Annotated in this window: 16 protein-coding genes; 10 read left to right on the top strand and 6 right to left on the bottom strand. The window is 38.3% G+C overall.

Annotation, left to right across the window (positions count from 1 at the left end):
- The first annotated feature begins 121 nt into the window (after nt 1–121).
- From ACB104_RS01125 to ACB104_RS01105, 5 genes are all read left to right on the top strand, one after another.
- Nucleotides 122–4,522 (top strand): translocation/assembly module TamB domain-containing protein, encoded by a 4,401-nt coding sequence (locus ACB104_RS01125; protein ID WP_370476435.1) that lies wholly within the window; start codon nt 122–124, stop codon nt 4,520–4,522.
- Nucleotides 4,523–4,677: 155 nt separating this feature from the next.
- Nucleotides 4,678–5,664: a 6-phosphofructokinase gene (gene pfkA, locus ACB104_RS01120; RefSeq protein WP_370476434.1), complete on the top strand. Its 987-nt coding sequence runs from the start codon at nt 4,678–4,680 to the stop codon at nt 5,662–5,664.
- A 17-nt stretch (nt 5,665–5,681) separates the two neighbouring features.
- A complete protein-coding gene (gene gap / locus ACB104_RS01115) occupies nt 5,682–6,686 on the top strand; it encodes a type I glyceraldehyde-3-phosphate dehydrogenase (protein WP_370476433.1) in 1,005 nt (334 codons plus the stop codon).
- 90 nt (nt 6,687–6,776) lie between these two features.
- Nucleotides 6,777–7,637, top strand: a complete 861-nt coding sequence (locus tag ACB104_RS01110; protein WP_370476432.1) for a BadF/BadG/BcrA/BcrD ATPase family protein — start codon at nt 6,777–6,779, stop codon at nt 7,635–7,637.
- Between the two features lie 117 nt (nt 7,638–7,754).
- Complete coding sequence (locus tag ACB104_RS01105; protein WP_370476431.1) at nt 7,755–8,975, top strand: ATP-binding cassette domain-containing protein; 1,221 nt, start codon at nt 7,755–7,757, stop codon at nt 8,973–8,975.
- Between the two features lie 74 nt (nt 8,976–9,049).
- Here ACB104_RS01105 and ACB104_RS01100 read toward each other — a convergent pair whose 3' ends face one another.
- The 5 genes from ACB104_RS01100 to ACB104_RS01080 form a co-directional block, all read right to left on the bottom strand.
- Nucleotides 9,050–9,706 (bottom strand): class I SAM-dependent methyltransferase, encoded by a 657-nt coding sequence (locus ACB104_RS01100; protein WP_370476430.1) that lies wholly within the window; start codon nt 9,704–9,706, stop codon nt 9,050–9,052.
- A gap of 100 nt (nt 9,707–9,806) precedes the next feature.
- Nucleotides 9,807–10,697, bottom strand: a complete 891-nt coding sequence (locus ACB104_RS01095; RefSeq protein WP_370476429.1) for a transglutaminase family protein — start codon at nt 10,695–10,697, stop codon at nt 9,807–9,809.
- Nucleotides 10,698–13,256: a circularly permuted type 2 ATP-grasp protein gene (locus ACB104_RS01090; protein ID WP_370476428.1), complete on the bottom strand. Its 2,559-nt coding sequence runs from the start codon at nt 13,254–13,256 to the stop codon at nt 10,698–10,700.
- A 6-nt stretch (nt 13,257–13,262) separates the two neighbouring features.
- A complete protein-coding gene (locus ACB104_RS01085; RefSeq protein ID WP_370476427.1) occupies nt 13,263–16,592 on the bottom strand; it encodes a transglutaminase family protein in 3,330 nt (1,109 codons plus the stop codon).
- A 207-nt stretch (nt 16,593–16,799) separates the two neighbouring features.
- Nucleotides 16,800–17,840 (bottom strand): GMP reductase, encoded by a 1,041-nt coding sequence (locus ACB104_RS01080; RefSeq protein ID WP_370476426.1) that lies wholly within the window; start codon nt 17,838–17,840, stop codon nt 16,800–16,802.
- A 221-nt stretch (nt 17,841–18,061) separates the two neighbouring features.
- On the opposite strand from ACB104_RS01080, the gene ACB104_RS01075 reads away from it, so the two are divergent.
- Nucleotides 18,062–19,438 carry an ATP-binding protein gene (locus ACB104_RS01075; protein WP_370476425.1) on the top strand — a complete coding sequence of 459 codons (1,377 nt, stop codon included), beginning with the start codon at nt 18,062–18,064 and terminating at the stop codon, nt 19,436–19,438.
- 33 nt (nt 19,439–19,471) lie between these two features.
- Here the strand turns inward: ACB104_RS01075 and ACB104_RS01070 are convergent, their stop codons facing one another.
- The gene (locus ACB104_RS01070; RefSeq protein WP_370476424.1) at nt 19,472–20,347 is read right to left on the bottom strand and encodes a lysophospholipid acyltransferase family protein; all 876 of its coding nucleotides are present in this window, start codon (nt 20,345–20,347) and stop codon (nt 19,472–19,474) included.
- Nucleotides 20,348–20,403: 56 nt separating this feature from the next.
- Between ACB104_RS01070 and ACB104_RS01065 the strand changes: the two genes are divergently transcribed.
- From ACB104_RS01065 to cmk, 4 genes are all read left to right on the top strand, one after another.
- On the top strand, nt 20,404–21,054 hold the full coding sequence (locus ACB104_RS01065; protein ID WP_370476423.1) for a rhomboid family intramembrane serine protease: 651 nt from the start codon (nt 20,404–20,406) through the stop codon (nt 21,052–21,054).
- Between the two features lie 175 nt (nt 21,055–21,229).
- Nucleotides 21,230–23,680, top strand: coding sequence for an endopeptidase La (gene lon / locus ACB104_RS01060; RefSeq protein ID WP_370476422.1), 2,451 nt, complete (start codon nt 21,230–21,232; stop codon nt 23,678–23,680).
- Between the two features lie 106 nt (nt 23,681–23,786).
- Nucleotides 23,787–24,806: a type IX secretion system protein PorQ gene (gene porQ / locus ACB104_RS01055; RefSeq protein ID WP_370476421.1), complete on the top strand. Its 1,020-nt coding sequence runs from the start codon at nt 23,787–23,789 to the stop codon at nt 24,804–24,806.
- A gap of 50 nt (nt 24,807–24,856) precedes the next feature.
- Nucleotides 24,857–25,552 carry a (d)CMP kinase gene (gene cmk, locus ACB104_RS01050; protein ID WP_370476420.1) on the top strand — a complete coding sequence of 232 codons (696 nt, stop codon included), beginning with the start codon at nt 24,857–24,859 and terminating at the stop codon, nt 25,550–25,552.
- Nucleotides 25,553–25,555 lie beyond the last annotated feature (3 nt).

The raw sequence follows: 25,555 nt of genomic DNA, 5'->3' as shown, positions 1-25,555 counted from the left end.
TTTTGAAAACGAATAAACATCTCAATCACTGGTTTTTCTCGTAATTACAAAAGTAGTTTATTCATAACAAAGTTATAACTTTAAGCGTATCAAAAAATTCTTCAAAATATTATATAAAGTATTGGGCATTCTGCTCATGTCGTTCATCATTTTGGTGCTCGTATTGTCTATACCTTTTGTTCAAACCGGTTTGGGGAATTATGCCACAAAACGTTTGAATGAAGAATTCAACACAAACATCAATATAGACCGCGTTAGCCTTCAGTTTAATGGAGATGTTGAGCTGAAAAACATTTACATTGAAGACTACAAACAAGATACACTTATAAGCATTAAGGAGCTAAATACGTCTATCATTAACGTTAGAAATTTAATTAATGGGAAATTGAATTTTGGTGATATTGATATCGAAAAGCTTTTATTCAACATAAAAACCTACAAAGACACAACCGAAACTAACTTGGATATTTTTGTGCGCAAGTTTGAAAGCGATAATCCTAGAAAGGAGAAAAGCGGATTTTTATTGTCGTCAAGCGATGTTTCTATATACGATAGCAAATTTCTTTTATCTGATGAAAACAGGGAAACTGTTGAAAGACTCCACTTCAACGATTTAAACATTAATGCCACCAATTTTTTAATAAACGGAAGCGATGTAAGTGCCAGGATAAACACTTTGGCTTTTGAGGACAGTAGGGGCGTAGTGGTTAAAAATTTAATGACCAACTTTAGTTATACCTTAACGGATATGACTTTTGGAAATCTTCAAATTAATACGCCACTTTCCATTTTAAAAGGGAATTTAAAGTTTTCTTATAACCGGGAAGATTTACAATTTTTTGAGGACAAAGTTTTGGTATCGGCCAGTTTTGATGGATCTAATGTTTCATTGGACGAGCTAAATACCTTTTACAATGAGTTTGGCGCCAATCAATCGGCGAGATTCGATGTTGATTTATCAGGAACTCTAAACGATTTGCAAGCCAATAACCTAAAATTGACCACTAGCACAAGGACTTTGGTTTACGGCGATATTAAGTTCAAAAACCTATTCAACAAAGAGCCTGGCAACTTTTATATGAACGGTGATTTTAGCAATCTGTCGTCAACTTACAAAGATTTAAAATCCTTACTTCCAAATGTGTTGGGGAATGCCATCCCCAGTTCTTTTGACAGGCTTGGTAATTTTACCATAGTAGGTAATTCACAAATTACATCTTCTACGGTCATCGCTAATATTCAAACCGATACAGAACTTGGTTTTGTAGATTCCAACCTTAAAATCACCAATGTTAATGATATAGATAATGCCGATTATAGAGGGAAGATTATTTTTGAGAACTTCGATTTCGGAACCTTTTTAAACGACCCAAATGTGGGTGTAGCCTCGTTGGATTTTGATGTAAATGGAAAGGGTTTTGTTACTAAAACTATTGATACACAGGTAAAAGGAGATATATTTCAACTGGAATATAACAAATACAACTACCAGAACATAAAAGTTGCTGGAAACGTAAGAAACAAGATTTTTGATGGATTTCTGCTTGTGAACGACAACAATCTAAAATTGAAATTTAACGGATTGGTAGATTTCTCCGAAGCTGTTAAAAAATATGATTTTGAGGCAGATGTGGACTATGCCAACCTTAATGCCATGAATTTTGTAAAAAGAGATAGTATCTCGAGTTTTAGCAGTAAGGTGAGAATGAACATGAATAGTAGCAGTTTAGATGATGCATATGGTAGAATATCCTTTAAGAACACAGTTTATAGAAATGAATTTGATAGCTATACTTTTGATGAGTTTGATGTTTCTTCTCGCTTTGAAGACAATATTAGGTTCGTTGAGTTCAAATCGCCCGATATCATTGAAGGTAATTTAAGAGGCCGCTTCTTTTTAAAAGATTTAAAGAAATTATTTGAAAACTCTATTGGGCATATTTACACCAACTATATTCCCCATGAGGTGAAGACCAACCAGAGCATCGATTTTAATTTTAAGATTTATAATAAAATTGTTGAGGTGGTTTTTCCGGATATCGAACTTGGTAAAAATACCTTTATACGCGGCAGGGTTGAAAGTGAAGAAGAACGGTTTAAGCTCACCTTCAAATCGCCCATGATTAAATTATTGGATTACTATGTGCAAAATATTGAATTACAGGTAGATAATAGTAATCCGCTTTTCAATACCTATGTAGAGATTGATAGTTTGGATGCCAAATATTACCAGGTTTCCAAGTTCAACCTTATTAATGTAACCGTTAACGATACGCTGTTTATGCGTTCGGAGTTTAATGGAGGGAAACAAAGTAGCGATAGCTATAATTTAAGTTTTTACCATACTATAAACGAAAAAAACGAATCAGTAATTGGGTTCAAAAAATCTGATGTAACTATCAAGGATAACAAATGGTTCATCAATGAAGATCAGGATAAATTCCATAAAATAGCGTTCGATAAAAAATTAACGAAATTGGATATCGACAAGTTTAAGATTAATCATAAAAAAGAGGAGATTAAGCTTTCAGGTTTTCTTAAAGATTCCACGCAGAAGGACATCAGGTTGAATTTCACAAATGTTGATTTAGCCAAAGTAACCCCAGACATTGATAGTTTATCGCTGGCAGGAAACATAAACGGAAAACTGGACATTCTCCAAAAAAATGGAAGTTACCTGCCCAATTCAACCATATTAATAGACGATTTTACGGTGAATGATTTTCTCTTGGGGTCATTTGATGCCACCATCACCGGAAACGAATCCCTAACCGATTATGTTGTTGATATTGCCATAAAGGATGATGAACAAAAATCCTTTAGTGCAAAAGGCGATATCAACGTTTTGGGAACGCAATCCAACATCAATGTATCGCTCGATTTTAATAAATTCAATTTATTTCCATTGAATCCATTGTTGGATGGAGTCCTATCAAATATTCGAGGAGACGTAACTGGAGCAGTTAAAGTAGTTGGCGATTTAAGACGACCAGATATTAATGGCGATTTAAGGCTCAATAATGGCGGTATGGGCATTCCTTATTTAAATGTTGATTATGGTTTTAATAACAATGCCTCGGTTAATTTAAAGGATCAAACATTTGTCTTCAATAATATCAGGTTGACAGATACCAAGTATGATTCAAAAGCATTGTTGAATGGTACTTTGAGTCATATAAACTTTTCCAACTGGAGTTTGGGGCTGGATATCAGTACGCCACGTTTGTTAGTTTTAGATACCAAGGAAACCGAAGACGCCCTTTATTATGGCACTGGATTTATTGGAGGAAGGGCTAACCTAACCGGCCCAACAGAGCAATTGGTGATTAGTGTTGTTGGGGAAACTAAACGAGGCACTGTTTTTAAAATACCATTGACTGATGCTGAGTCTTTTGGCGATAATTCATTCATCCATTTTATTACCAAGGAAGAAAAAGAAGCTAGAAAAGAAGGCGCTGAGATTGTTTTTGAGGAATTGCAGGGATTGGAACTGGATTTTGATTTGGATGTCACTGAAGATGCCGAAGTGGAAATCATTATTGATAAAAACACAGGGCATTCACTTAAAGGTCGAGGTCGTGGTGGTTTGTTGGTAGAAATAAACACCAATGGTAAATTTGATATGTGGGGTGATTTTGCGGTATTCGAAGGTATTTATAATTTCGCCTATGGTGGATTAATCCAAAAAGAGTTTATCGTGCAACCTGGAGGAACTATTGCCTGGGACGGCGACCCTCTAAAAGCTCAAATAGATATGTTGGCCATTTATAAAACGCAGGCCAACCCGTCGCCATTGCTGGACAACCCGATTAACCGAAGTATTCCGGTCGAATTGAATATTGAGTTAACGGGTGACTTGGAGCAACCCAATCCGGAGTTTAGTTTTGAGTTTCCCAATGTAAACTCAACGGTAAAATCTGAGCTTCAATATAGGTTAGAGTCACCAAACGACAGGCAAAACCAGGCACTTTATTTAATATCCACAGGGTCGTTTTCCAGAGGACTTAATGAGCTTAATTTCTCAGGTACCATCGCCGAACGACTTAATGGTATCATTAATGGAATTTTTACGAATGGTGATAGTAAAATCAATATTGGTTTAAATTACGAAGCGGGACAAAACAGACCAGATTATCAAACCGATGATAGAGTTGGCGTTACTTTGCAAACACAAATCAGTGACCGCGTATTGATAAACGGTAAGGTCGGTGTTCCGGTTGGTGGCGCTACGGAAACGGTTGTGGCAGGCGATGTGGAAATAGATTTTCTTTTAAATGAAGAAGGAACCCTAACGGCCAAAGTATTCAACCGCGAAAATAGTATCCGAAATTTTGGAGAGGCCATTGGCTATACGCAGGGCGTGGGACTTTCCTATAATGTAGATTTTGATACCTTTAAAGAGTTGCTTCGAAAACTGTTTAAAAAACCAGAAAAGGAAAACGACCTTCTTGAAGAGCAACCTGAGCAAGAAAAAGCAGAGGTATTGCCCAATTATATATCCGTTAAATCGGCCACAGAATAGATTAAGTTCTGTTTTCGCCCCACTTTTTTATCACATTGCTATTTATTACAAAACTAAAACGTTATAGTTTTAAAATTGTATGAATTTGCAATAAATACCATAGATATATGCCATATGTTTATTAATTTTACGCTGCAAAAAATTAAAATAAACGAATGCCTAAAACAATAAAAAGAATAGCTGTACTAACTTCTGGTGGTGATTCTCCAGGAATGAATGCAGCAATACGATCGGTAGTTAGAACGTGTGCCTATCATGGTGTAGAATGCGTTGGTGTTTATCGTGGATATCAAGGCTTAATAGAAGGTGATTTTGAGAAAATGGATGCCCGTAGTGTTAGGGGCATTATCAATAAAGGAGGAACTATTTTAAAGTCGGCACGTTCCAATGAGTTTAGAACTATAGAAGGACGAAAAAAAGCATACCAAAAATTAATTGAAGCTGAAGTTGATGGCTTGGTGGTTATTGGTGGGGACGGTTCGTTTACAGGAGCCCTAATATTTAACGGTGAGTTTGATTTCCCCGTAATGGGCATTCCTGGAACGATTGACAACGATATTTTTGGAACATCGCACACTTTAGGGTTTGATACGGCGCTAAATACCGTGGTTGATGCCATCGATAAAATCCGTGACACAGCAAGTTCGCATAACAGATTGTTTTTTATAGAGGTTATGGGGCGCGATGTTGGACACATTGCCCTTAATACCGGAATTGCTGGTGGTGCTGAGGAAATATTGATTCCAGAAGAAGATTTAGGATTGGATAGATTGGTAGAATCTCTTAACAAAAGTAGAAAATCTGGAAAAACTTCAAGTATAGTCATCGTAGCTGAAGGTGATAAAATTGGTAAAAACATTTTCCAACTCAAGGAGTATGTTGATGAAAACATGGAAGGTTACGACGTGCGTGTATCTGTGCTAGGCCACATGCAACGCGGGGGGGCACCATCTTGTTTTGATAGGGTACTTGCCAGTAGAATGGGGGTAAAAGCTGTAGAGTCTATGCTTAACGGCCAAACTAACTATATGGTTGGGCTATTGTGTAATAAAATGGAGCTTACACCATTGGAAAAAGCAATTAAAGGAAAAACTAAAATAAACTTAGAATTATTGCGTGTTTCAGATATAATGAGCACTTAACATTAACAAACATAATTATGTCAAAATTAAAAATTGGAATTAACGGATTTGGACGAATAGGTAGAATCGCTTTTAGAGTAGCAGCTTCAAGACCTGATATTGAAATAGTGGGAATCAACGATTTGTTGGATGTAGATCATTTAGCTTATTTGTTAAAATATGATTCAGTACACGGAAGATTCAACGGAACAGTTGATATCAGTGCTAGCGGAAACTTAGTGGTGAACGGAAACGAAATTAGAATTACTGCAGAGCGTAACCCGGAAGATTTAAAGTGGGATGCTGTTGGAGCAGAGGTTGTTTTAGATTGTACAGGTATCTTCACAACTTTAGACAAAGCTCAAGGGCACATTAAAGCTGGCGCTAAAAAGGTAGCTATTTCTGCGCCTTCTGCTGATGCACCAATGTTTGTAATGGGTGTAAACCACGATAAAGTAACTGCTGCAGATACAATCGTTTCTAATGCATCTTGTACTACGAACTGTTTAGCACCTTTGGCCAAAGTTATTAATGATAACTTCGGAATCGTTGAAGGTTTAATGACAACCGTTCACGCAACAACTGCAACTCAAATGACTGTTGATGGTCCTTCAAGAAAAGACTGGAGAGGCGGACGTAGTGCTTTGGCAAACATCATTCCTTCTTCAACCGGTGCTGCAAAAGCCGTTGGTAAAGTAATTCCAGAATTAAACGGAAAATTAACAGGTATGGCATTTAGGGTTCCAACTCCTGATGTTTCTGTGGTTGATTTAACCGTTAGAACTGAAAAAGCTGCATCTTGGGATGATGTTAAAGCTGCTTTAAAAGCTGCTTCAGAGGGTCCTCTTAAAGGTGTTCTAGGATACACTGAAGAAGCTGTAGTATCTCAAGATTTCGTTTCAGAATCACTAACTAGTGTTTTTGATGCCGAAGCTAGTATTGCATTAAATGATAATTTCCTTAAATTAGTATCATGGTACGATAACGAGTTTGGTTATTCTACTAAATTGGTTGACTTGGCGCAACACATCAGTAAAATATAATTTGAGAAAATTTAATTAATATTAATAACTCCACAGCCCCGTTTATATTATATAATTAGGTTCTGTGGAGTTTTTTTATCCCATAAACTCATGATTTTAATTGTTGATAGTGGTTCTACAAAAAGCGATTGGATTGCTGTAGATAGTAACGGAAAACAGCTTTTGGAAAAACAACGGACAAAAGGGCTAAATCCTGAGATTCTGTCCGAAGAAAAGCTCAAGAAACTAATTAAGAAAAATGAGCATTTAAAAGCCAATAGAAAGACCGTTACCCACGTGTTTTTCTACGGGGCCGGTTGTGGTACAGACCGTGGTAAGGACATTGTGCGCAATGCATTGGTAGAGGTATTCCCCAATGCCATGATTAATGTGGATGAAGATACCATGGCTGCTGTTTATGGAGCCATAAACCACGATACCGAAGCTGCTGTGGTTTGCATTTTGGGTACGGGCTCCAATTGCAGTTATTACGATGGTAAAAAACTGCACCAACGAGTACAGTCCTTAGGCTATATCTTGATGGATGATGCAGCGGGAAATTATTACGGTAAGGAATTGATTCGTGAGTATTATTTCAACCACATGCCCGTAAATATAAAGTTGGCCTTTGAAAGTAAATACAATCTCGAGGCCGATTACATCAAATACAATATTTACAAACAGCCTAATCCCAATGCGTATTTGGCCAATTTTGCCGAATTCATGTTTTTAAATAAAGATTCGGAATACATTGTAGAACTCATAAAAAAGGGCATTCGCATATTTGCCAAAAACATGATTTTGCAATATAAAGAAGAGCTTAAAACTGTACCGGTGCATTTTGCTGGTTCCATTGCATTTTTTGCACAGGACGAAATTAAAGCCGTTGCCAAAGAAATGGGCTTTACTACGGGTAATTTTGTACGCAGACCCATTGAAGGCTTGGTAACCTACCACATTAAAAATTTGTAGAGCAATAATCATATTGCTCGTCCCCCTGAACTTGCTTCAGGGTCTCATAAAGTAAAGCTAACTTCCCAACGTGATGGGATGCTGAAACAAGTTCAGCATGACAGTTAAACCGTCAAAATGCCGCAAAAAGCACATGTAGCCTTTTATATTTCTAATCAAGACAATAAGCCCTTGCTTATTGAACAGGTGCTTTCAGGGGAACTTATTCCAGAATTAAAAGGTTTAAAATCGACACTTTTTTCTGAAATAACCCTAAATCAATTCATTTTAGAGGAAATTCGGCACGACGATTTTAGCGTCGTGACCGATACCAAAAACAGTCTTAAAAATTCCTCGGAAGGCGAGCGCAAAAAAGCCTTGTTACGACACCTCATCAACCAAAACCCGGATTATATGGTGGTTGATAATGTTTTTGACAGTTTGGATGTAGCCACACAAGAAAGTATTGTCAAAACTTTGGAGGAATTAAGTGCTACTACTGCCATCATCCAAATAGCCAATAGAAAGCGAGATATGCTTTCGTTTATAAAGTTAAAGTACACCTTGCAAAATGGGATTCCAAAAAAAGTGGTGGACGTTACCCGTTCCCAACCGCGCTCCAGATTTGTTAACGACTTGCCCAGTCCGGAACACATTTCCACGAAAACCTTTAATCCGTTGGTGAAGTTGACCAATGTTTCTGTTGCCTATGGCGAACGTTCTATTGTAAAGGATATTTTTTGGGAAATAAAGGCAGGCGAGTTTTGGCAATTGCTTGGGCCAAATGGCTCGGGTAAAAGTACTTTGCTCACCTTAATTTCTGGTGATAACCCCAAAGCCTACAACCAAGATATTGTGCTGTTTGGTAGAAAAAAGGGTAGTGGCGAAACCGTTTGGGAAATAAAAAATAATATTGGACATTACACTGCTGAAATGTTGCGCGGGTTTAGACGTTTGGACTCTATCGAGAAAATGATACTTTCGGGTTTTTTTGATTCTATTGGGCTGTACAAATACCCCACCGAACGGCAAATATTTATTGCCCATGATTGGTTAAAGCTATTGGGTTTGTTCGATAAAAAAGACAAAGATTTTTTATCACTCAGCGCCGGACATAAACGTTTGGTATTGATTGCCCGTGCCATGGTAAAGCATCCGCCTTTACTAATTTTGGATGAACCCACCAACGGTTTGGACGATGTCGACGCCGAACTCTTTGCCGACCTTATTAATAAAATTGCAGCCGAAAGCAACACCGCTATTTTATATGTTTCCCACCGAAAAGAGGAAAACATCAACCCCGATTTTGTTTATGAGTTGGTGCCGAGTGAGACAGGGTCTGTGGGCCGAAAAATTTAAGGTTTCTAATGGAATTTTGGAAGATTTTCTGTGGATGAATAGGTTATCCAGGCTTCTTCACATTTCTTTACTTATTAATGTTTCTTGGCAACTACATGAAATATTTGCCAATGCTTTGGCTTTCTGAGTTCCGGGGGGTCCTCACGTTCTTCTTCCCTCATCATTTCTATTGAAAAACCTTCTAGTAATTTTAAAACTTCTTCACGAGAATGATGAGACCTATTTGGAAGTGAAGCCCAAGAATCTCTGTTTCCAAAGAACTGTCCTGCAAATCGTCCTCCTGGGCGGATTGATGTTACAATTTTATTCCAAAGTTCTTTGAAGTCTTCTGGCTCACAAAACGGTAAAGCAAAACTAGCATTTACCATATCGCTGTCAGGAAACTTCATATCGCAGAAGTTCACCTCTGTTGTTGTTAAATGAGGTTTCAATTTTTCTGGCACCCTTGCCCATAAATGCGGGAATGCCTCTGGGTGATTATCAGTTGCCAATACATGCCAGTTTCTGTTGAGTAGTTCAAGCGAATCTCGTCCTTCCCCGGCAGCTAAATCGACTGCAAAACCATTATGAAAGCCCTCCTGCTCAAATGAATTTAGGGCCGTAATTAAAGTATCTCTAGCTCCTTTTCCGATAACCGCATTATAATATCCAGACCAATCTTCTATCTCTGAGAAATCTTGCGCATTCATTGGGTGTAAACTGGACTTTTTTGATTTGTCTTTTGCGCACATAAGTTTTTAGTTTTGAAATAGTATAATTCTACGAATGTAAACATACTAATGTACTTGAAGTTTTTCACAAAGTCAAGAACAATAATTCAAAAGAAAAATATTAAACCGCAGGCCTAATATCTACAGCTACTTTCATTTTGTTTTTACCAGTGCTGTAAATCACACCTTTTAGTGGGGGCACATCGTAGTAATCACGTCCATAGGAGACAATAATATGCTGGTTTTTGGGTATTTGGTTGTTGGTGGGGTCAAAATCCACCCACCCAAAACCAGGTATATACAACGAAAACCACGCATGCGAGGCATCGGTACCAATAAGTTTTTCCTTGCCCGGTGGCGGCAGCGTTTCAATATAACCACTTACATAGCGTGCCGGCAAACCCACAGAGCGCACACAGGCAATGGCTATTTGGGCAAAATCTTGGCAAACGCCTTTTTTCTCTTTCATCACCTCATGAATGGGCGTGGCCACATTGGTAACTGCGGTGTTAAACTCAAAATCGGTGTAAATGCGTTGCATGAGTTCGTAAGCGGCCTCAAAAATAGGGCGGTTGGGCGTAAACGATACTTCGGCATAGGCCCTAATTTCGGGCGTAATTTTTGCCACTAAGATGGATTCCAGAATAAACTGCTTGGCATTCACCAATTCTGGATGAAACCCATTTAAGGCATAGTGCGCTTGGTGCAGGGTAATATTTTGCCCGTCAAGCGAATCGTAAATATTGGGTTCCATGGTATAATCCCGCAATACTTTGCTTGTTGCTTTAACCTTTAGTTTGCTGTGTTGTTGCTGTATGGAAAACCGTGTAATGGTATTGCCAAAAAAATCTAATTTTTCTGAAATTTCAGTGGGCTTGGGGCTGATTTTCAATTTATAGTCCAACACTTTTTGCCCGGGCATGTCTTTGGGTTTAATCGTTGCTATGTTGTGGCAAAAGGTGACCCCATGCTCATACTTATAACTGGTTTCGTGCGAAATTTGATAAATCATTTACGAAAACGGGAAATTTTGGTTCACCAATTGTTTTTGTTGGTACGAATGGTTGAAATAGGTATCGGAAATAGCCATGGAAGTGTCGTGCAGCAAATCACTGATTTTAGACAAGGCCTCTTCCAGATTTTTACGTTCCGAACCTGTGCTATCCGTTTGTAAAAGCGATGAAACCTGTAAATTTTGAATCAGTTGGTAGGCCTCGTTTATTTTATCCTGACATTTTTGATAGGACGAAGCCCCTTTAGATTCCGGTAATCTGGAAATATCTTTTTTGATGCGCCCAATTTGATAGGTCAAGGATTTGGCGTATTCCTTATCCAGTAAAATTAAGTTGATAACGTTTTCTAAACTCAAATACGAGCGGTAGCTGTAGCGGTAAATGTTTAAACTTTCGTGGCTGGCCAGTAAGGATTCCAAAATTTCATATTGCAAGTGTTCTTCATGTTCAAAAATAAGTAGGGAACGGCATTTGGCAATGCTCATCATGGCTTGTTCTGCCTGCAAACCAATAAAGTATAGCAACAATCCTTGGTTTACCAGGATGCTTTCCTCAATAAGCCCCATAAAGGCAATCAATCGGGTGATGATGCGGTCCAAAACTTTGGTGAGTTCGATAATGGAACGATCTTCATTTTCTTTAAATCGGCTCCATTGTTTGTTGATGCCATCAAAAACGCGCCACATGTCTTTAGACCATAAACTGCGCAACGAGTAATAGGAATTGCCAAAACTGAACATGGTTTGTGCCAAACTGCCCCAACGTTGCTCGTCGGTCATTAAAGAAATGATTTCGCCCAATGGGTTTTTCATGGCTTCTTGTCCGCCTTTACCAACAAAACCAGGGAAGGTAGAGGTGATGTTGGTGATGGACTTGTAGAGTAATTTTAAACTCTCGGAATTTAATTTTTTACTGTGGTACTGCTCTTGGTTCATTTTGTTGAGCACCATACGCAGATAGCGTGCGGTTACCAAAGCACGACCTAAATACCGGCCAGACCAATAGAGGTTTTCGGCGGTGTTGCTTGGTAAATCGTTAATGTCGGCAATTGAAATTCGACAGGAGCTGTTCCAGGCATAATTTTGAATACTTGATTGCTCCTCATCCGAAATGACCCAAAAATCCTTACTAATACCGCCACGTTGATTGGAAACAAATAGGGTTTCCCGCTCAGGGGCCACACGAACCAATCCGCCGGGCATCACCTTATAACTGTTTCTTTTAGCAATGGCAAAGGTTCTGCAAATCACTTTTCGGGGCTCTAAGGTTTCATTTCTAAAATCGGGAGCGGTAGAAAACATGATTTTTTCTTGGGCCACAAATTTGTACGGCGCTAAAAGAATTTCCTTGCGTAAATCTTCTAAGGCCGTATCATCCAAAAATTCACAGAAGAATATATTTTCACGGTTGGAGCGGTCAATACGTTTTACAACTAAATCCCTTAAATGTTCCAACACGTAATTGCATTCAATTTGCTGTCCGCACCACCACGAAGCTATTTGCGGCAAAATAAGATCCTGACCGAAAAAATAGTTGCAAATGGTGTTCATGAAAGGAATCAATCCCGAGTTTTCCAAAATGCCACTACCTATGGGGTTCACAATGGCCACACGTTGTTCCCGAACCACATCCAACAAACCGGCAACGCCCAAATAGGAATCTTCACGAAGTTCCAACGGATCCATAAAAATATCGTCTACACGGCGTAAAACCACATCAACCTGTTTCAGCTCTTTAATGGTTTTCATCCAGAGCTTACCATTTCTAACCACTAAATCGTTACCCGTTACCAACGGATATCCTAAAAATGAGGCCATATAGGCATGTTCAAAATAGGTTTCGTTGTGTGGGCCTGGTGTTAAAATAACAATACTCGGATTGTCCCTGTTTTGAGGCGCCGCTTCTATGAGCATTTGGTTAAGCTCATAAAAGAACGCGGAGGGTTGCTTTACGTTGATATTCTGAAAAATATTGGGCAATACCCTGCTCAGCGCATATCTGTTTTCAAGCGCATAGCCCATGCCTGAAGGTGCTTGGGTTCTATCACTCACTACCCACATACGACCGTCCGGACCTCGAGCCAAATCGCATGAATAGATGAGCAGATTTTTTAAGGTTTTATACTGAATTTGGTCGCACTGCCTTAAGAAGCCACGATGGGCAAAAATAACTTCTTGCGGAATAATGCCATTTTTAATGAGCAGGCGCTCGCCGTAAATATCCTTTAAAATAAGGTTTAAAAGTTCTGCACGTTGGGCAATGCCGTTTTCAATGATTTTCCATTCGTTTTGATGGACCAAAAAAGGGACAATGTTCAATCCCCACGAGCGACGCATACCGTTAGGGTCGTTGTAAACATTATACGTTACCCCATTTTCATCCATGAGCCAATTGATTTCCTTTTGTTTGGCCACAAGGTTTTTGGTGCCCATTTGGGACAGATTATCCAACAATTTTCCCCAATTCGGATTTATGGACATATTGGATTTCAATACTTCATCGTAATTCCTGAAATCGGTAAAATAGTTTTGAAATAGGATATTTGAATCTGTGGGCATTCGGTATTACTTTTTTCGTAAATCTAAGGTTACCGGAAACTCAGCATTTACAGGTAGCTCTTTATATTTAAACTTTTTGGAACTATATTGTTTTCTCATGTTTTTATATTCTTCTTTGGTAATAGTGCCACCTTTATCTGGAACAATATCGCCTTGCGTATGGCCTAAATCCCAAAAACGGTTAATCCGCCTTGATTCTGCTTCAAGACTATTAACAGGGTAGGTTTCGTAGGCACGTCCTCCAGGATGGCCCACAAAATAGGTGCAGCCACCAACCGAATGCTTGTTCCACATATCAACAATATCAAAAACTAAAGGTGCATCAATACCGATTGTGGGATGTAATGCCGAGTATGGATTCCAAGCCTTGTATTTAATTCCGGCTACGTATTCGCCTTTTACCCCGGTACTTGTAAGCGGTACTTTTACACCGTTGCAAGTTACAACATATCTTTCACTAATGAAGTTGGAAACCTTTATCTGGACGCGTTCTACCGATGAATCGACATATCGGGCTGTTCCGCCTCCAGACATTTCCTCTCCAAGCACATTCCAAGGCTCTATGGCGGCACGTAATTCAAAATGAACGTTGTTGATTGTAGTCATGCCGTGAAGCGGGAATCTGAACTCAAAAAATGGGTCAAACCAATCTTCCTTAAATGCATATCCAGCTTTATTGAGCTTTTTAACGATGTCTTTTATGTCTTCCCTAACGAAGTGTTCTATAAGGAATTTATCGTGCAACTGAGTGCCCCAACGTACCAAATCGTGTTCGTAGGGTTCTTTCCAGAACCAAGCCACTAAGGTTCTTACCAATAAGTTTTGCATCAAACTCATTTGAGGATGTGGCGGCATATCAAACGCACGAAGCTCCAAAATACCTAATCTACCAGAAGAAGAATCCGGTGAATAAAGCTTGTCGATACAGAATTCGGCGCGGTGTGTATTTCCTGTTAAGTCGGTGAGTAAATGACGGAACAATCTATCGGTCAACCAAAACGGAACTTCGCCATTTTTTGGAATTTTGCTAAAGGCAATTTCCAGCTCGTACAGGTTTTCCATACGGGCTTCATCAATTCTGGGTGCTTGACTGGTAGCGCCAATGAAAGCCCCAGAAAACAAATAAGATAGTCCCGGGTGATGTTGCCAAAAGGTCAGCAAACTTCTGAGCAAACTAGGTTTACGAAGCAATGGGCTGTCTGCTGGAGATACGCCGCCGAGGGTCACATGGTTTCCTCCGCCAGTGCCAGTGTGCTTACCATCTAGCATGAATTTTTCAGTACCCAAACGAGATTGTTTGGCATGATGGTAAAGGGTAAGCGTGTTATATGTGAGTTCTTTCCAGTTTTTTGCGGGTTGCACATTCACCTCAATAACTCCAGGATCTGGCGTTATTTTCATCGATTCCATTCGGTTATCGTGCGGTGGGTCGTAACCCTCAAAAATTACGGGAATATTAAGCTCTTTTGAAGTTGCTTCAATCGATGCCACAAGGTCTAAATAAAACTCAGCAGTATCCAAAGGAGGTAAAAATAAATAGAGTTTGCCTTCCCGAACTTCGGCACACAAAGCTGTTCTTACAAAATATTCAAACTTGGGCTTTTCAATGCCTTTGGTTTGAGTTTTTTCAAAACGCTTTTCAACCGTTTTTGAATAAACGGGTAATGCATCCAGTTCTGAAAATTGGTCGGGTTCAAACCTTGGGAACTCTTTTTGTTTTGGTTTTTGGATGAGTGAATTTAACGGTAACCTTAAACCAATCGGTGAATTTCCAGGAACCAGAAAAATGTGTTTTCTTCGAAATTTCCAATCGCTCGTGTACCAAACACCTTCTGAATTATTTAAAGGCAGAACATAGCCCACAGGTTTTGAGCTGCCTTCCTTTAGGATGTCCATTAATTTGTCTTTTACCAACAAATTGCCGTTTTCTTTGGTGGGGTCAATATCCACCGGCATTTGTCCTTCTTGCCAAAGGAAATAAAAACTATCTTCGTAAGTGGGTTTTATGTTTTTACCGGAAATGCCAAGGTATTTGGTCAGCGTTTTTAAGAATTTTTTATCCGCATCTTTTGGCAATTTCGGGTTATCTGAAAATAAGGATAGCAGATTCTTCGTGTTCCAAATAGGTTTGCCATCTTTTCGCCAACAAATTTCTATCGACCATCTGGGAAGTGGTTCGCCGGGATACCATTTTCCTTGAGCTTGGTGCAAAACGCCACCTTTTCCAAATTCGTCATATAGTCTGGCCGACAGGTTTTTGGCCAACTCACGTTTATGAGGTCCGTCGGCATCTGTATTCCATTGAGGTGATTCCATATCATCTATGGAAACAAACGTTGGTTCGCCACCCATAGTCAAACGTACATCGCCTTTTTCCAATTCCTCCTCAACTTTAAAACCTAAATTATAAATGGCATTCCATTGGTCTTCAGTATAAGGTTTTGTAACCCTTGGCGATTCGAAAATTCGTTTTACGGAATTTTCAAAAAAGAATTCGGTTTCGCAAACATCTGTCATTCCTGAAACGGGCGAAGCACTTTCAAATGATGGCGTACAGGCTAAAGGAATATGCCCTTCACCAGCCAATAAACCAGAGGTAGCATCAAATCCTATCCACCCGGCACCGGGAATGTAAACTTCGGTCCAAGCATGTAAATCGGTAAAATCTTCTTCAGGGCCAGACGGGCCGTCCAATGATTTTTCATCACTGCTCAATTGTACCAAATATCCAGAAACAAAACGGGCACCAAAACCTAAATGACGCATCACTTGAACAAATAGCCAGGCATAATCTCGGCATGATCCATTTTTTTGCCCAAGGGTTTCTTCGCAGGTTTGCACACCTGGGTCCATCCGGATATTGTAATTGAGGAACTCATAAATCTTCCGATTGATATCAATCAAAAAATAGATGGTTTTTCGTGGCGATAAATCAACGGTTTTAAGGAATTCTTGTAAAAGTGGGCCATTATCCGTGATCTCCAAATAGGGAAGCAGTTCCTTTTTAGTGGTTTCCAAGTAATTAAAAGGGTAATCCTCGGCATATTTTTCAACAAAAAAATCAAACGGATTTATGGTTTTTAAATCAGCAATAATTTCAACATCTATAGATAGCTCCTTAGTTTTTTCAGGAAAGGTCAATCGGGCCAAATAGTTTCCAAAAGGATCTTGTTGCCAGTTAAAAAAATGGTTTTCTGGCTTTATTTTAATGGAATAGGCCTCAATGGGCGTCCTGCTATGCGGTGCCGGGCGTAGTCTGAAAATATGGGGAGAAAGTGAAACTAAACGATCGTATTTATATAAGGTTTTATGAGAGATTACAATTTTTAAAGCCATAAAGAAATTGATTTTTTGCTGGTCTAGCCAGATACGCAAATATAAAAATACACTAAAATTACAGCTTTGTATATTTTAATGTGTATTTCGTTAAATTATTAATTAGATTTTAAATTTTTACAATCTAAAATGATAATATAATGAATTTAAGCTTTAATTATTTTAAAATCATTAATGCGACTTAAGACAAATTTTAAGGGGATGTTTCTATGAATCGTAAACCCTATTTTCTTGCTCATTCACACGTATAAAAGTGGTTCGTTTGGTGAGCTCTTTGAGTCGCGATGCCCCCACATAAGTACATGTACTGCGCAAACCTCCCAAAATATCTTGTAAGGTGCCTTCAACCGGACCTTTATAGGCTACTTCAACGGTTTTACCCTCACTGGCTCTGTAATCAGCAACGCCACCAACGTGTTTTTCCATTGCAGTTGACGAGCTCATGCCATAAAACTTTCTGAAGGGTTTGCCATTTTTTTCAATCATTTCGCCACCACTTTCGTCATGACCGGCCAGCATGCCACCCAACATAACAAAATCTGCCCCTGCGCCAAATGCCTTTGCAATATCTCCAGGGCTAGTACATCCACCATCGCTAATAATTTGTCCGCCCAAACCGTGCGCTGCATCAGCGCATTCTATGATTGCTGAAAGCTGTGGGTAACCAACGCCCGTTTTTACCCGTGTAGTACAAACCGAACCTGGACCAATGCCAACTTTTACAATATCAGCCCCAGAAAGTAATAATTCTTCAACCATTTCACCGGTAACTACATTCCCTGCAATAATGACTTTTTCAGGATATAGCTCTCTTGTTTGTTTTACAAAATGGGCAAAATGTTCAGAATAGCCATTGGCTACATCAATACAAATGAATTTTAGGTTTGGGTTTATTTCAAAAACTTTTGCAAGCTTTTTTGAATCGGTAAGGCTTGTTCCCGTACTAACGGCGATATTATTTTCGGCACCTTGAGGTAAGTTTGACAGAAAAACGCTCCAATCTGCCATGGAGTAATGTTTATGAATTGCAGTAAAAAGATTTTTTTCAGAAAGAGCTTGCGCCATCATAAATGTCCCAACAGTATCCATATTCGCTGCCATAATGGGTATTCCTCGCCAAACAACTGGGCTATGTAAAAATTTAAATTCGCGCTCTAAATTCACTTCAGACCTACTTTTTAACGTTGAACGTTTAGGTCTTATCATCACATCCTTGAATCCTAATTTTATATCATATTCTATCCTCATTCTTAATTTTTTAATGCATTTGTTTCTCGTTAATTTAAATTTTTATCACCATATGTTTATCTAAGCAATACAAAGGCTTTCACAAGTAAAAATAATGAAATTTAAAATATTTTGCATTGGTATTTGTAAACAATAGTTTTGTAATTTGTAATAATTATGGATAAGTTTGTTAAAAGCACCATATCGTGAATTTTCTTCCAAAATTTTTAGAATCTATCAAAGTGAAGAGGAAACTATCCCTTTTCATTTTTATTTCTATTGCCGCTATTCTTATTGTTGGGTTTTGTGTCATCGAAGGGAAAATTTATACTGAAAGCGCAGCCTTACTTTTGTTCATCATTGCTATTCTTCAGGTATTTGGCTTGCAATATTTTTTGAAGACCATCTTAAAAAATGAGGTTATAATTACTAATCTTAGGCTCAGAATAGATGAATTAAAAGCAGAATTGCATGCCGCTGATGATTTGGCCAATGAAAAATCTGTTTATTTGGCCAATATGAGTTACGAGGTGCGAACACCTTTAAGTACCATTCTAGGCATGCTAAACATGCTGAAACAAACCGATTTGACTACAGACCAAAGAGCACAAGTTGAGATTGCCGAATACTCTTCAAAACATTTGTTGCAATTGGTTAATATGGTGACCGATAATTCGGAAGTTGAAACGGGTGAAGTGTCTTTGAACCTAAAGACCATCGATTTGAGGTCCGATTTAATGAAGTTGTTTAAGGTTTTTGAGTACCAAACTTGGGAAAAAGGTTTGGATTTTGAATTTAAGTTTTTACCACAAGAAAAAGATAAGTTTTTGCTCATGGGAGATTCTGCCCGTATTCAGCAGGTAGTTATCAACTTAATTAACAATGCCATCAAATTTACACATTCCGGAAAGGTTTCAATTATAGTAGATCAGTCCGTGGGTATTAAGGATGATCAAATCGTCACTTTCTATATTAAGGATACGGGCATTGGTATGCGACCGCATGAGGTAAAACAAATTATGGGTAATCCCGATGATGCAGATAGCCAGCTAACATTTAAAGATTATAGGGGGCGTGGTATAGGCTTGACTATTTCAAATAAATTGGTAAAACTTATGGGAGGCCAGTTGAAATTGGAGAGTAAAGAAAATGAAGGGTCAACTTTTCACTTCAGCTTGCAGCTTAAAAAGACCTTGAATTTGAAAGTAGAGGAAGAATTCCTTAAGCCTGTTTTAATGGACAAACTAAGTGTTTTAGTGGCTGAAGATAACCGAACTAACCAAAAGGTTATTAAGTTTTTACTCGAGCGCCAAGGGGCGGATTGCACGTTTGCCAAAAATGGATTGGAAGCAGTTGAACTGTATAAAATATTGGATTTCGATATTATTTTTATGGATATTTATATGCCGGACATGGATGGTTACCAAGCTACAAAATTCATTAAGGAAACCGCTAAATATGCCATGAACAAAACACCTATTATTGCTGTTTCGGCCAGTGCCTTTGAAGAAGACATCAATAATGCAAAACTGGTAGGAATCGATGATTTTCTTGCCAAGCCCATTGAAGTGGTAAAGCTTAGGGAGCTACTGACAAAGCATGCTAAAAAGAGCGCGTAAAAGAATCGCGCTAGTCTCTAATTTTGAAGGTATTTATCCCTTAGCTTGATGTTTCCAGCGTTTGTGGGTCCAGAAATAATATTCTGGGGCTTCATAAATCTGTTTTTCAACCTCGCGCAAAAACATATCGGTCACTTTATAATCCTTATATTTTTTTGGTTCTTCGGTAAGGGTCATAAATTCAGCTTCGTAATATCCACGTTTTACTTTGTTTACTTTTAAGTAGGCAATGGTCAAATCTAATTTTTTTGCCAAACGTTCTGCGCCAGTGAAGGAGGGTACTTTTACCCCCATAAATTCACCCCAATATACGTCTTTGCTCAATCTTGGAGACTGGTCGCTAATAAAAGCCACAATACTTTTTATGCCTTTGGCCTCGTTTTGGTTTATGGTTGCAATGGTTTCTTTGGTGCTTATCAGTGTCGTTTTAAATTTAGAGCGAATGTCTCTTGCCAATTTATCAAAGTATTTGTTAGCCAGTTTTTTGTAAACCCCAAATCCTTCAAAATTAATATGGTTTTGGATTTCAACCGACCATTCCCAACTGGCATAATGCCCATACATTAAAATAATGCTTTTGTTCAATGATTCCAAACGTCGCAATTCTTCTGGGTTCTTAATTTTGAAGCGTTTTTGCATTTCAGCTTTGGTAATGGATAATGTTTTGGCCATTTCCAAAAACATATCGCATAAATGCTTGTAAAACTTCTTTTTAATTCGTTTTAATTCTACTTCAGATTTATCTGGAAACACCAATTTTAAGTTATCTGAAACTACTTTTTTTCGGTATCCAATAACGTAGTAAAGAAGAATATATAAGCCGTCTGATAAGAAATAAAGCAATCTAAAAGGCAATATGGAAATTATCCACAAAAAAGGATAAACCAGAATATAAGCTAGAAATTGCATGAATAAATTTTAGATTTGCAAATATATGTTAATTCAAATTTAAACGTTTACTCCTTATGGGCAAATTAGATTTAATAACGGTCGTTTTAATCGCTGCCAATGTGATTATATCGTACAAAGGTTTTAACGACTATTCCTTTTTTGAAAAATACAAATTTAACGTGGGTGGAGTTAAACGTGGTGAAAAAATAAGGATTTTTAGTTCAGGTTTTCTCCATGCCGATACCCAACATTTATTGTTCAATATGCTTACGTTGTATTTTTTTGCCAATGTGGTAATTGCATTGCTAAATACTGCGGAATTCATATTCATATACTTTGGCAGTTTGTTGTTAGGTAATTTATTGTCACTCTATTTCCATAAAAATGAATACCATTACAGTGCTGTTGGGGCAAGCGGTGCAGTTTCTGGGGTTGTTTATGCCGCCATACTTTTAAGGCCAGATATGAGTTTGTATCTGTTTTTTATCCCGATTCCCATCCCCGCCTATATTTTCGGTATAGGGTATTTGCTATATTCCATTTATGGCATGAAAAATAGGGTTGGCAATATAGGCCACGATGCCCATTTTGGTGGAGCCATAGGAGGTTATTTAATTACCTTGGTCCTTTCACCATGGTTGTTCAAGTACAATTTACTTATGGTGGTGTTATTGGCCATTCCTATTGTCTTATTGTTTGTTTTGAAGAAAATGGGGAAAATGTAAATCTGCATTCAAAATTTTAAGTTTTTCCATCTATGGCATAGCTATTGAGTTTATATAGTGACTGAAAGAATTATGTTATCTTTAAACACTTGTATTTCAGTATTTTAACAAAAATTTGATTTAATTAAATAATAGAACAATCTGGTTTTAATGACAGATTGGCTTAATATAATATATGAAGAAAGCGAATATCATGAATCTTGACAGTTTGTCATTGCAAGATTTTGATGAAAATGCAGAATTGATTCCATTAATGACACCTGAGGATGAGGAGGCCATAAATAATGAAGAGCTCCCTGAAACCTTGCCTATTTTGTCGTTGCGCAATACGGTATTGTTTCCAGGCGTAGTTATTCCTATCACAGCAGGTAGAGACCAATCCATTAGACTTATTAATGATGCCAACAAAGGCGGGAAGGTAATAGGTGTTGTTGCCCAAAAAGATGAAACTGTAGAAAGACCGACGGCCAAAGACATTCATGAAACAGGAACTGTTGCTAGGATTTTACGTGTTCTTAAAATGCCAGATGGTAACGTAACCGTTATTATTCAAGGCAAACGAAGGTTTAAGGTTGCCGAGGTCATTACAGAGGAACCTTATATGAATGCGACGATAAGAGACCTTCCTGAGGCTAAACCTGCCGTTAAAAACAAAGAGTTTATGGCCATTATCGATTCCATTAAGGATTTGGCCTTAGATATCATTAAGGAAAGCCCGAACATTCCTAGTGAAGCGTCATTTGCCATAAAAAATATTGAGAGCAACTCATTTTTGGTGAATTTCGTATCGTCAAACATGAATCTTTCAGTGGCCGAAAAACAAGAGCTTTTAGAGATAAACGATCTTAAAAAGCGTGCGTTAGCTACCTTGAAATATATGAATGTTGAGTTTCAGAAACTTGAACTTAAGAATGACATACAGTCTAAAGTTCAAATGGATATGAGCCAACAGCAACGTGAATATTTCCTTCATCAGCAAATGAAAACCATTCAAGAGGAGTTGGGTGGTGTAAGTCATGATGAAGAGCTTGAGGAAATGAGAGCGAAGGCCGAAGAAAAGCTTTGGGATGAAAAGGTGGCCAAACATTTTGATAAGGAATTGGCCAAAATGCAGCGGATGAACCCTCAGGTGGCAGAATACTCCATTCAGCGCAATTATTTGGAGCTGTTTCTGGATTTACCATGGAACGAATATAGCGAAGATAAATTCGACTTAAAACGTGCCATGAAGATTTTAAATAGGGACCATTTTGGACTTGAGGACGTTAAAAGAAGAATCATTGAATATTTAGCAGTTTTAAAGCTACGTAACGATATGAAATCGCCCATCTTATGTCTTTATGGCCCTCCCGGAGTTGGTAAAACTTCTTTAGGCAAATCAATAGCCGAAGCTTTGGGACGCGAGTATGTACGAATATCATTGGGTGGTTTACGCGATGAAGCAGAAATTCGTGGGCACAGAAAAACTTATATAGGCGCTATGCCAGGTCGAATTATCCAGAGTTTAAAGAAGGCTGGTACGTCCAATCCGGTTTTTGTCTTGGATGAAATAGATAAACTTTCCAATTCACACCAAGGTGATCCATCATCTGCCATGTTGGAAGTTTTAGATCCTGAGCAGAACAGCGATTTTTATGATAATTTCTTGGAAATGGGTTACGACCTTTCAAAGGTTATGTTTATTGCCACTTCCAATAGTTTATCTACCATTCAACCGGCATTGCTTGATAGAATGGAAATCATCAATGTTACCGGTTATACCATTGAAGAAAAGGTTGAGATTGCCAAACGCCATTTGTTACCCAAACAGCTTAAAGAGCATGGTTTGTCTGCAAAAGATTTAAAGATTGGAAAACCTCAATTAGAAAAAATTGTTGAGGGTTATACCCGTGAATCTGGTGTACGTGGTTTGGAAAAGCAGATAGCAAAAATGGTTCGCCATGCGGCCAAAAATATTGCTATGGAAGAGAAATACAATATCAAGGTGACCGATGAAGACATTATTGAAGTTTTGGGTGGACCAAAATTAGAGCGTGATAAATACGAAAATAATAATGTAGCCGGTGTAGTAACAGGTTTGGCTTGGACAAGGGTAGGTGGAGATATTCTTTTTATTGAATCGATTATTTCAAAAGGAAAAGGAGTATTAACCGTTACAGGTAACTTGGGAAAGGTTATGAAGGAATCGGCTACAATTGCCATGGAATACATAAAATCAAATGCTGAAGAATTTGGTATTGATTCGGATGCATTTGATAAATATAATGTGCATATTCACGTCCCCGAGGGCGCAACGCCAAAAGACGGACCAAGTGCTGGGGTTACTATGCTCACCTCTTTGGTATCGCTGTTCACCCAAAGAAAAGTAAAGAAAAGCTTGGCCATGACAGGTGAGATTACTCTGCGTGGAAAAGTGCTTCCTGTTGGTGGAATCAAAGAAAAAATATTGGCAGCTAAAAGGGCAAGAATAAAAGAAATATTGTTGTGCGAGGAAAACAGGCGCGATATTGAGGAGATAAAACCAGAATACTTAAATGGACTGACCTTTCATTATGTTACAGATATGAGCGAGGTCATCAATATAGCCCTGACCCATCAAAAAGTGAAAAATCCAAAAAAAATATAGCGTTTATTACAAAGAACCTCGAAAACTTTCGAGGTTTTTTTGTGATTTAAAATAAAAGATACATGCTATCGTTTTAAGATAGATTTAGTTACTTTGCGTCGTAAATATGCTAAAAAAACTTATCCCATTTTTCTGTTTCGCTTTACCTACTATGGCCTTGGCACAAGTTGGAGGTGAGCATACCTATCAGTTTTTAAACTTGGTGTCCTCTCCACGTCAGGCTGCTTTAGGGGGCAAGGTGTTGACTAATGTTGATTACGACGTAACCCAAGGCCTGTTCAATCCGGCGACAATTAATGTGGAAATGGATAACCAATTGGCACTAAATTATACCAGTTATTTAGGGGGTATTAGTTATGGTACAGCCGCATACGCCTATACCGTTGATAGGCACACGCAAACGTTCCACGGCGGAGTTACCTATGTGAATTATGGTTCTTTTGACGGGTATGACGAAAATGGAAATTCCACAGGAACCTTTTCTGGTAGTGAAACGGCGCTTTCAATGGGTTATGCTACCCAAATAGGATATTCTGATTTTTATTTTGGAGGAAACTTAAAGTTGATTACCTCAAAGTTAGAGCAGTATAGCTCCCTAGGGGCAGCAGTAGATTTGGGATTGATTTTCATTGATGAATATCTAGATTTTAATGCAGCGTTGGTTATCAGAAATTTGGGTTCTCAAATAACAACATATGCTGGTTTAAACGAATCTTTGCCTTTTGAGGTTGCTTTTGGCATGTCGCAAAGGTTGGAAAACGTGCCTATTCGTTGGCATGTTACTTTAGACAATTTGCAAGAATGGCCAATTTCAAGACCAAACCCAGCACGAACCACAAGCGATTTGTCAGGAAACCAGACCAACGAAAAAATAGGGTTTATTGGGCAGGTTATACGGCACGCCATTATAGGTGCCGAAGTATTTCCAGAAGGAGGTTTTAACATCCGATTGGGCTATAACTTTCGGAGAGGTGAAGATTTAAGAATATTGGACCAGCGTAACTTTTCAGGGCTTTCTGCTGGTATTTCTGTAAAAATGAATAAAATGCGCTTTAGTTTTACCCATGCCAAATATACCAGCGCAGCCAATTCAAACTTCCTAGGGCTTCAAATAGATTTGCAATAGAAGAACTTCTTTAAGTATTTTGAGTACTTTTGGCATTTCTAACCTTGACTATGAATAAAATCACTATTGCCATAGACGGATTTTCATCAACAGGAAAAAGCACCGTGGCCAAACAATTGGCCAAATATCTGGGCTATGTTTATGTTGATACTGGTTCCATGTATCGAGCGGTCACACTTTATGCTATGAAGCATGGATTGATTAATAATGATGATTTTAATGTTGAGGCACTTATTTACCAACTGCCACAGGTCCATATTAGTTTTAAATTCAGGGAAGATTTGGGTTTTGCCGAAGTATATTTGAACGGGGTTAATGTTGAAAATCAAATCAGGACTTTGGAAGTTTCCGGTTTCGTCAGTAAAGTGGCAGCTATATCTGAGGTTCGCCAAAAACTTGTTGAGCAACAACAAAAACTCGGGGAAGATAAAGGTATTGTCATGGATGGCCGAGATATTGGTACGGTGGTTTTTCCAAATGCAGAACTTAAGTTATTCATGACTGCATCACCAGAAACCAGAGCAAAAAGACGCTATGACGAACTGATAGGCCGAGGCGATAAAGTAGTATTTGAAGATGTACTTAAAAACGTTAAGGAACGTGATTATATTGACTCTAATAGAGAAGATTCTCCACTTGTAAAGGCTGAAGACGCCATTGTTATAGACAACTCAAATATGACTTTGGAAGAGCAGTTTGAAAAAATCCTCAACCTCGTAAAAATGACCATTAAGGATTTCGAATAGAAA

Origin of the sequence: Tamlana flava (genome assembly GCF_041287255.1) — a bacterium.
Lineage (GTDB): Bacteria > Bacteroidota > Bacteroidia > Flavobacteriales > Flavobacteriaceae > Tamlana > Tamlana flava.
This window is presented reverse-complemented; position numbering and strand designations above follow the sequence as displayed.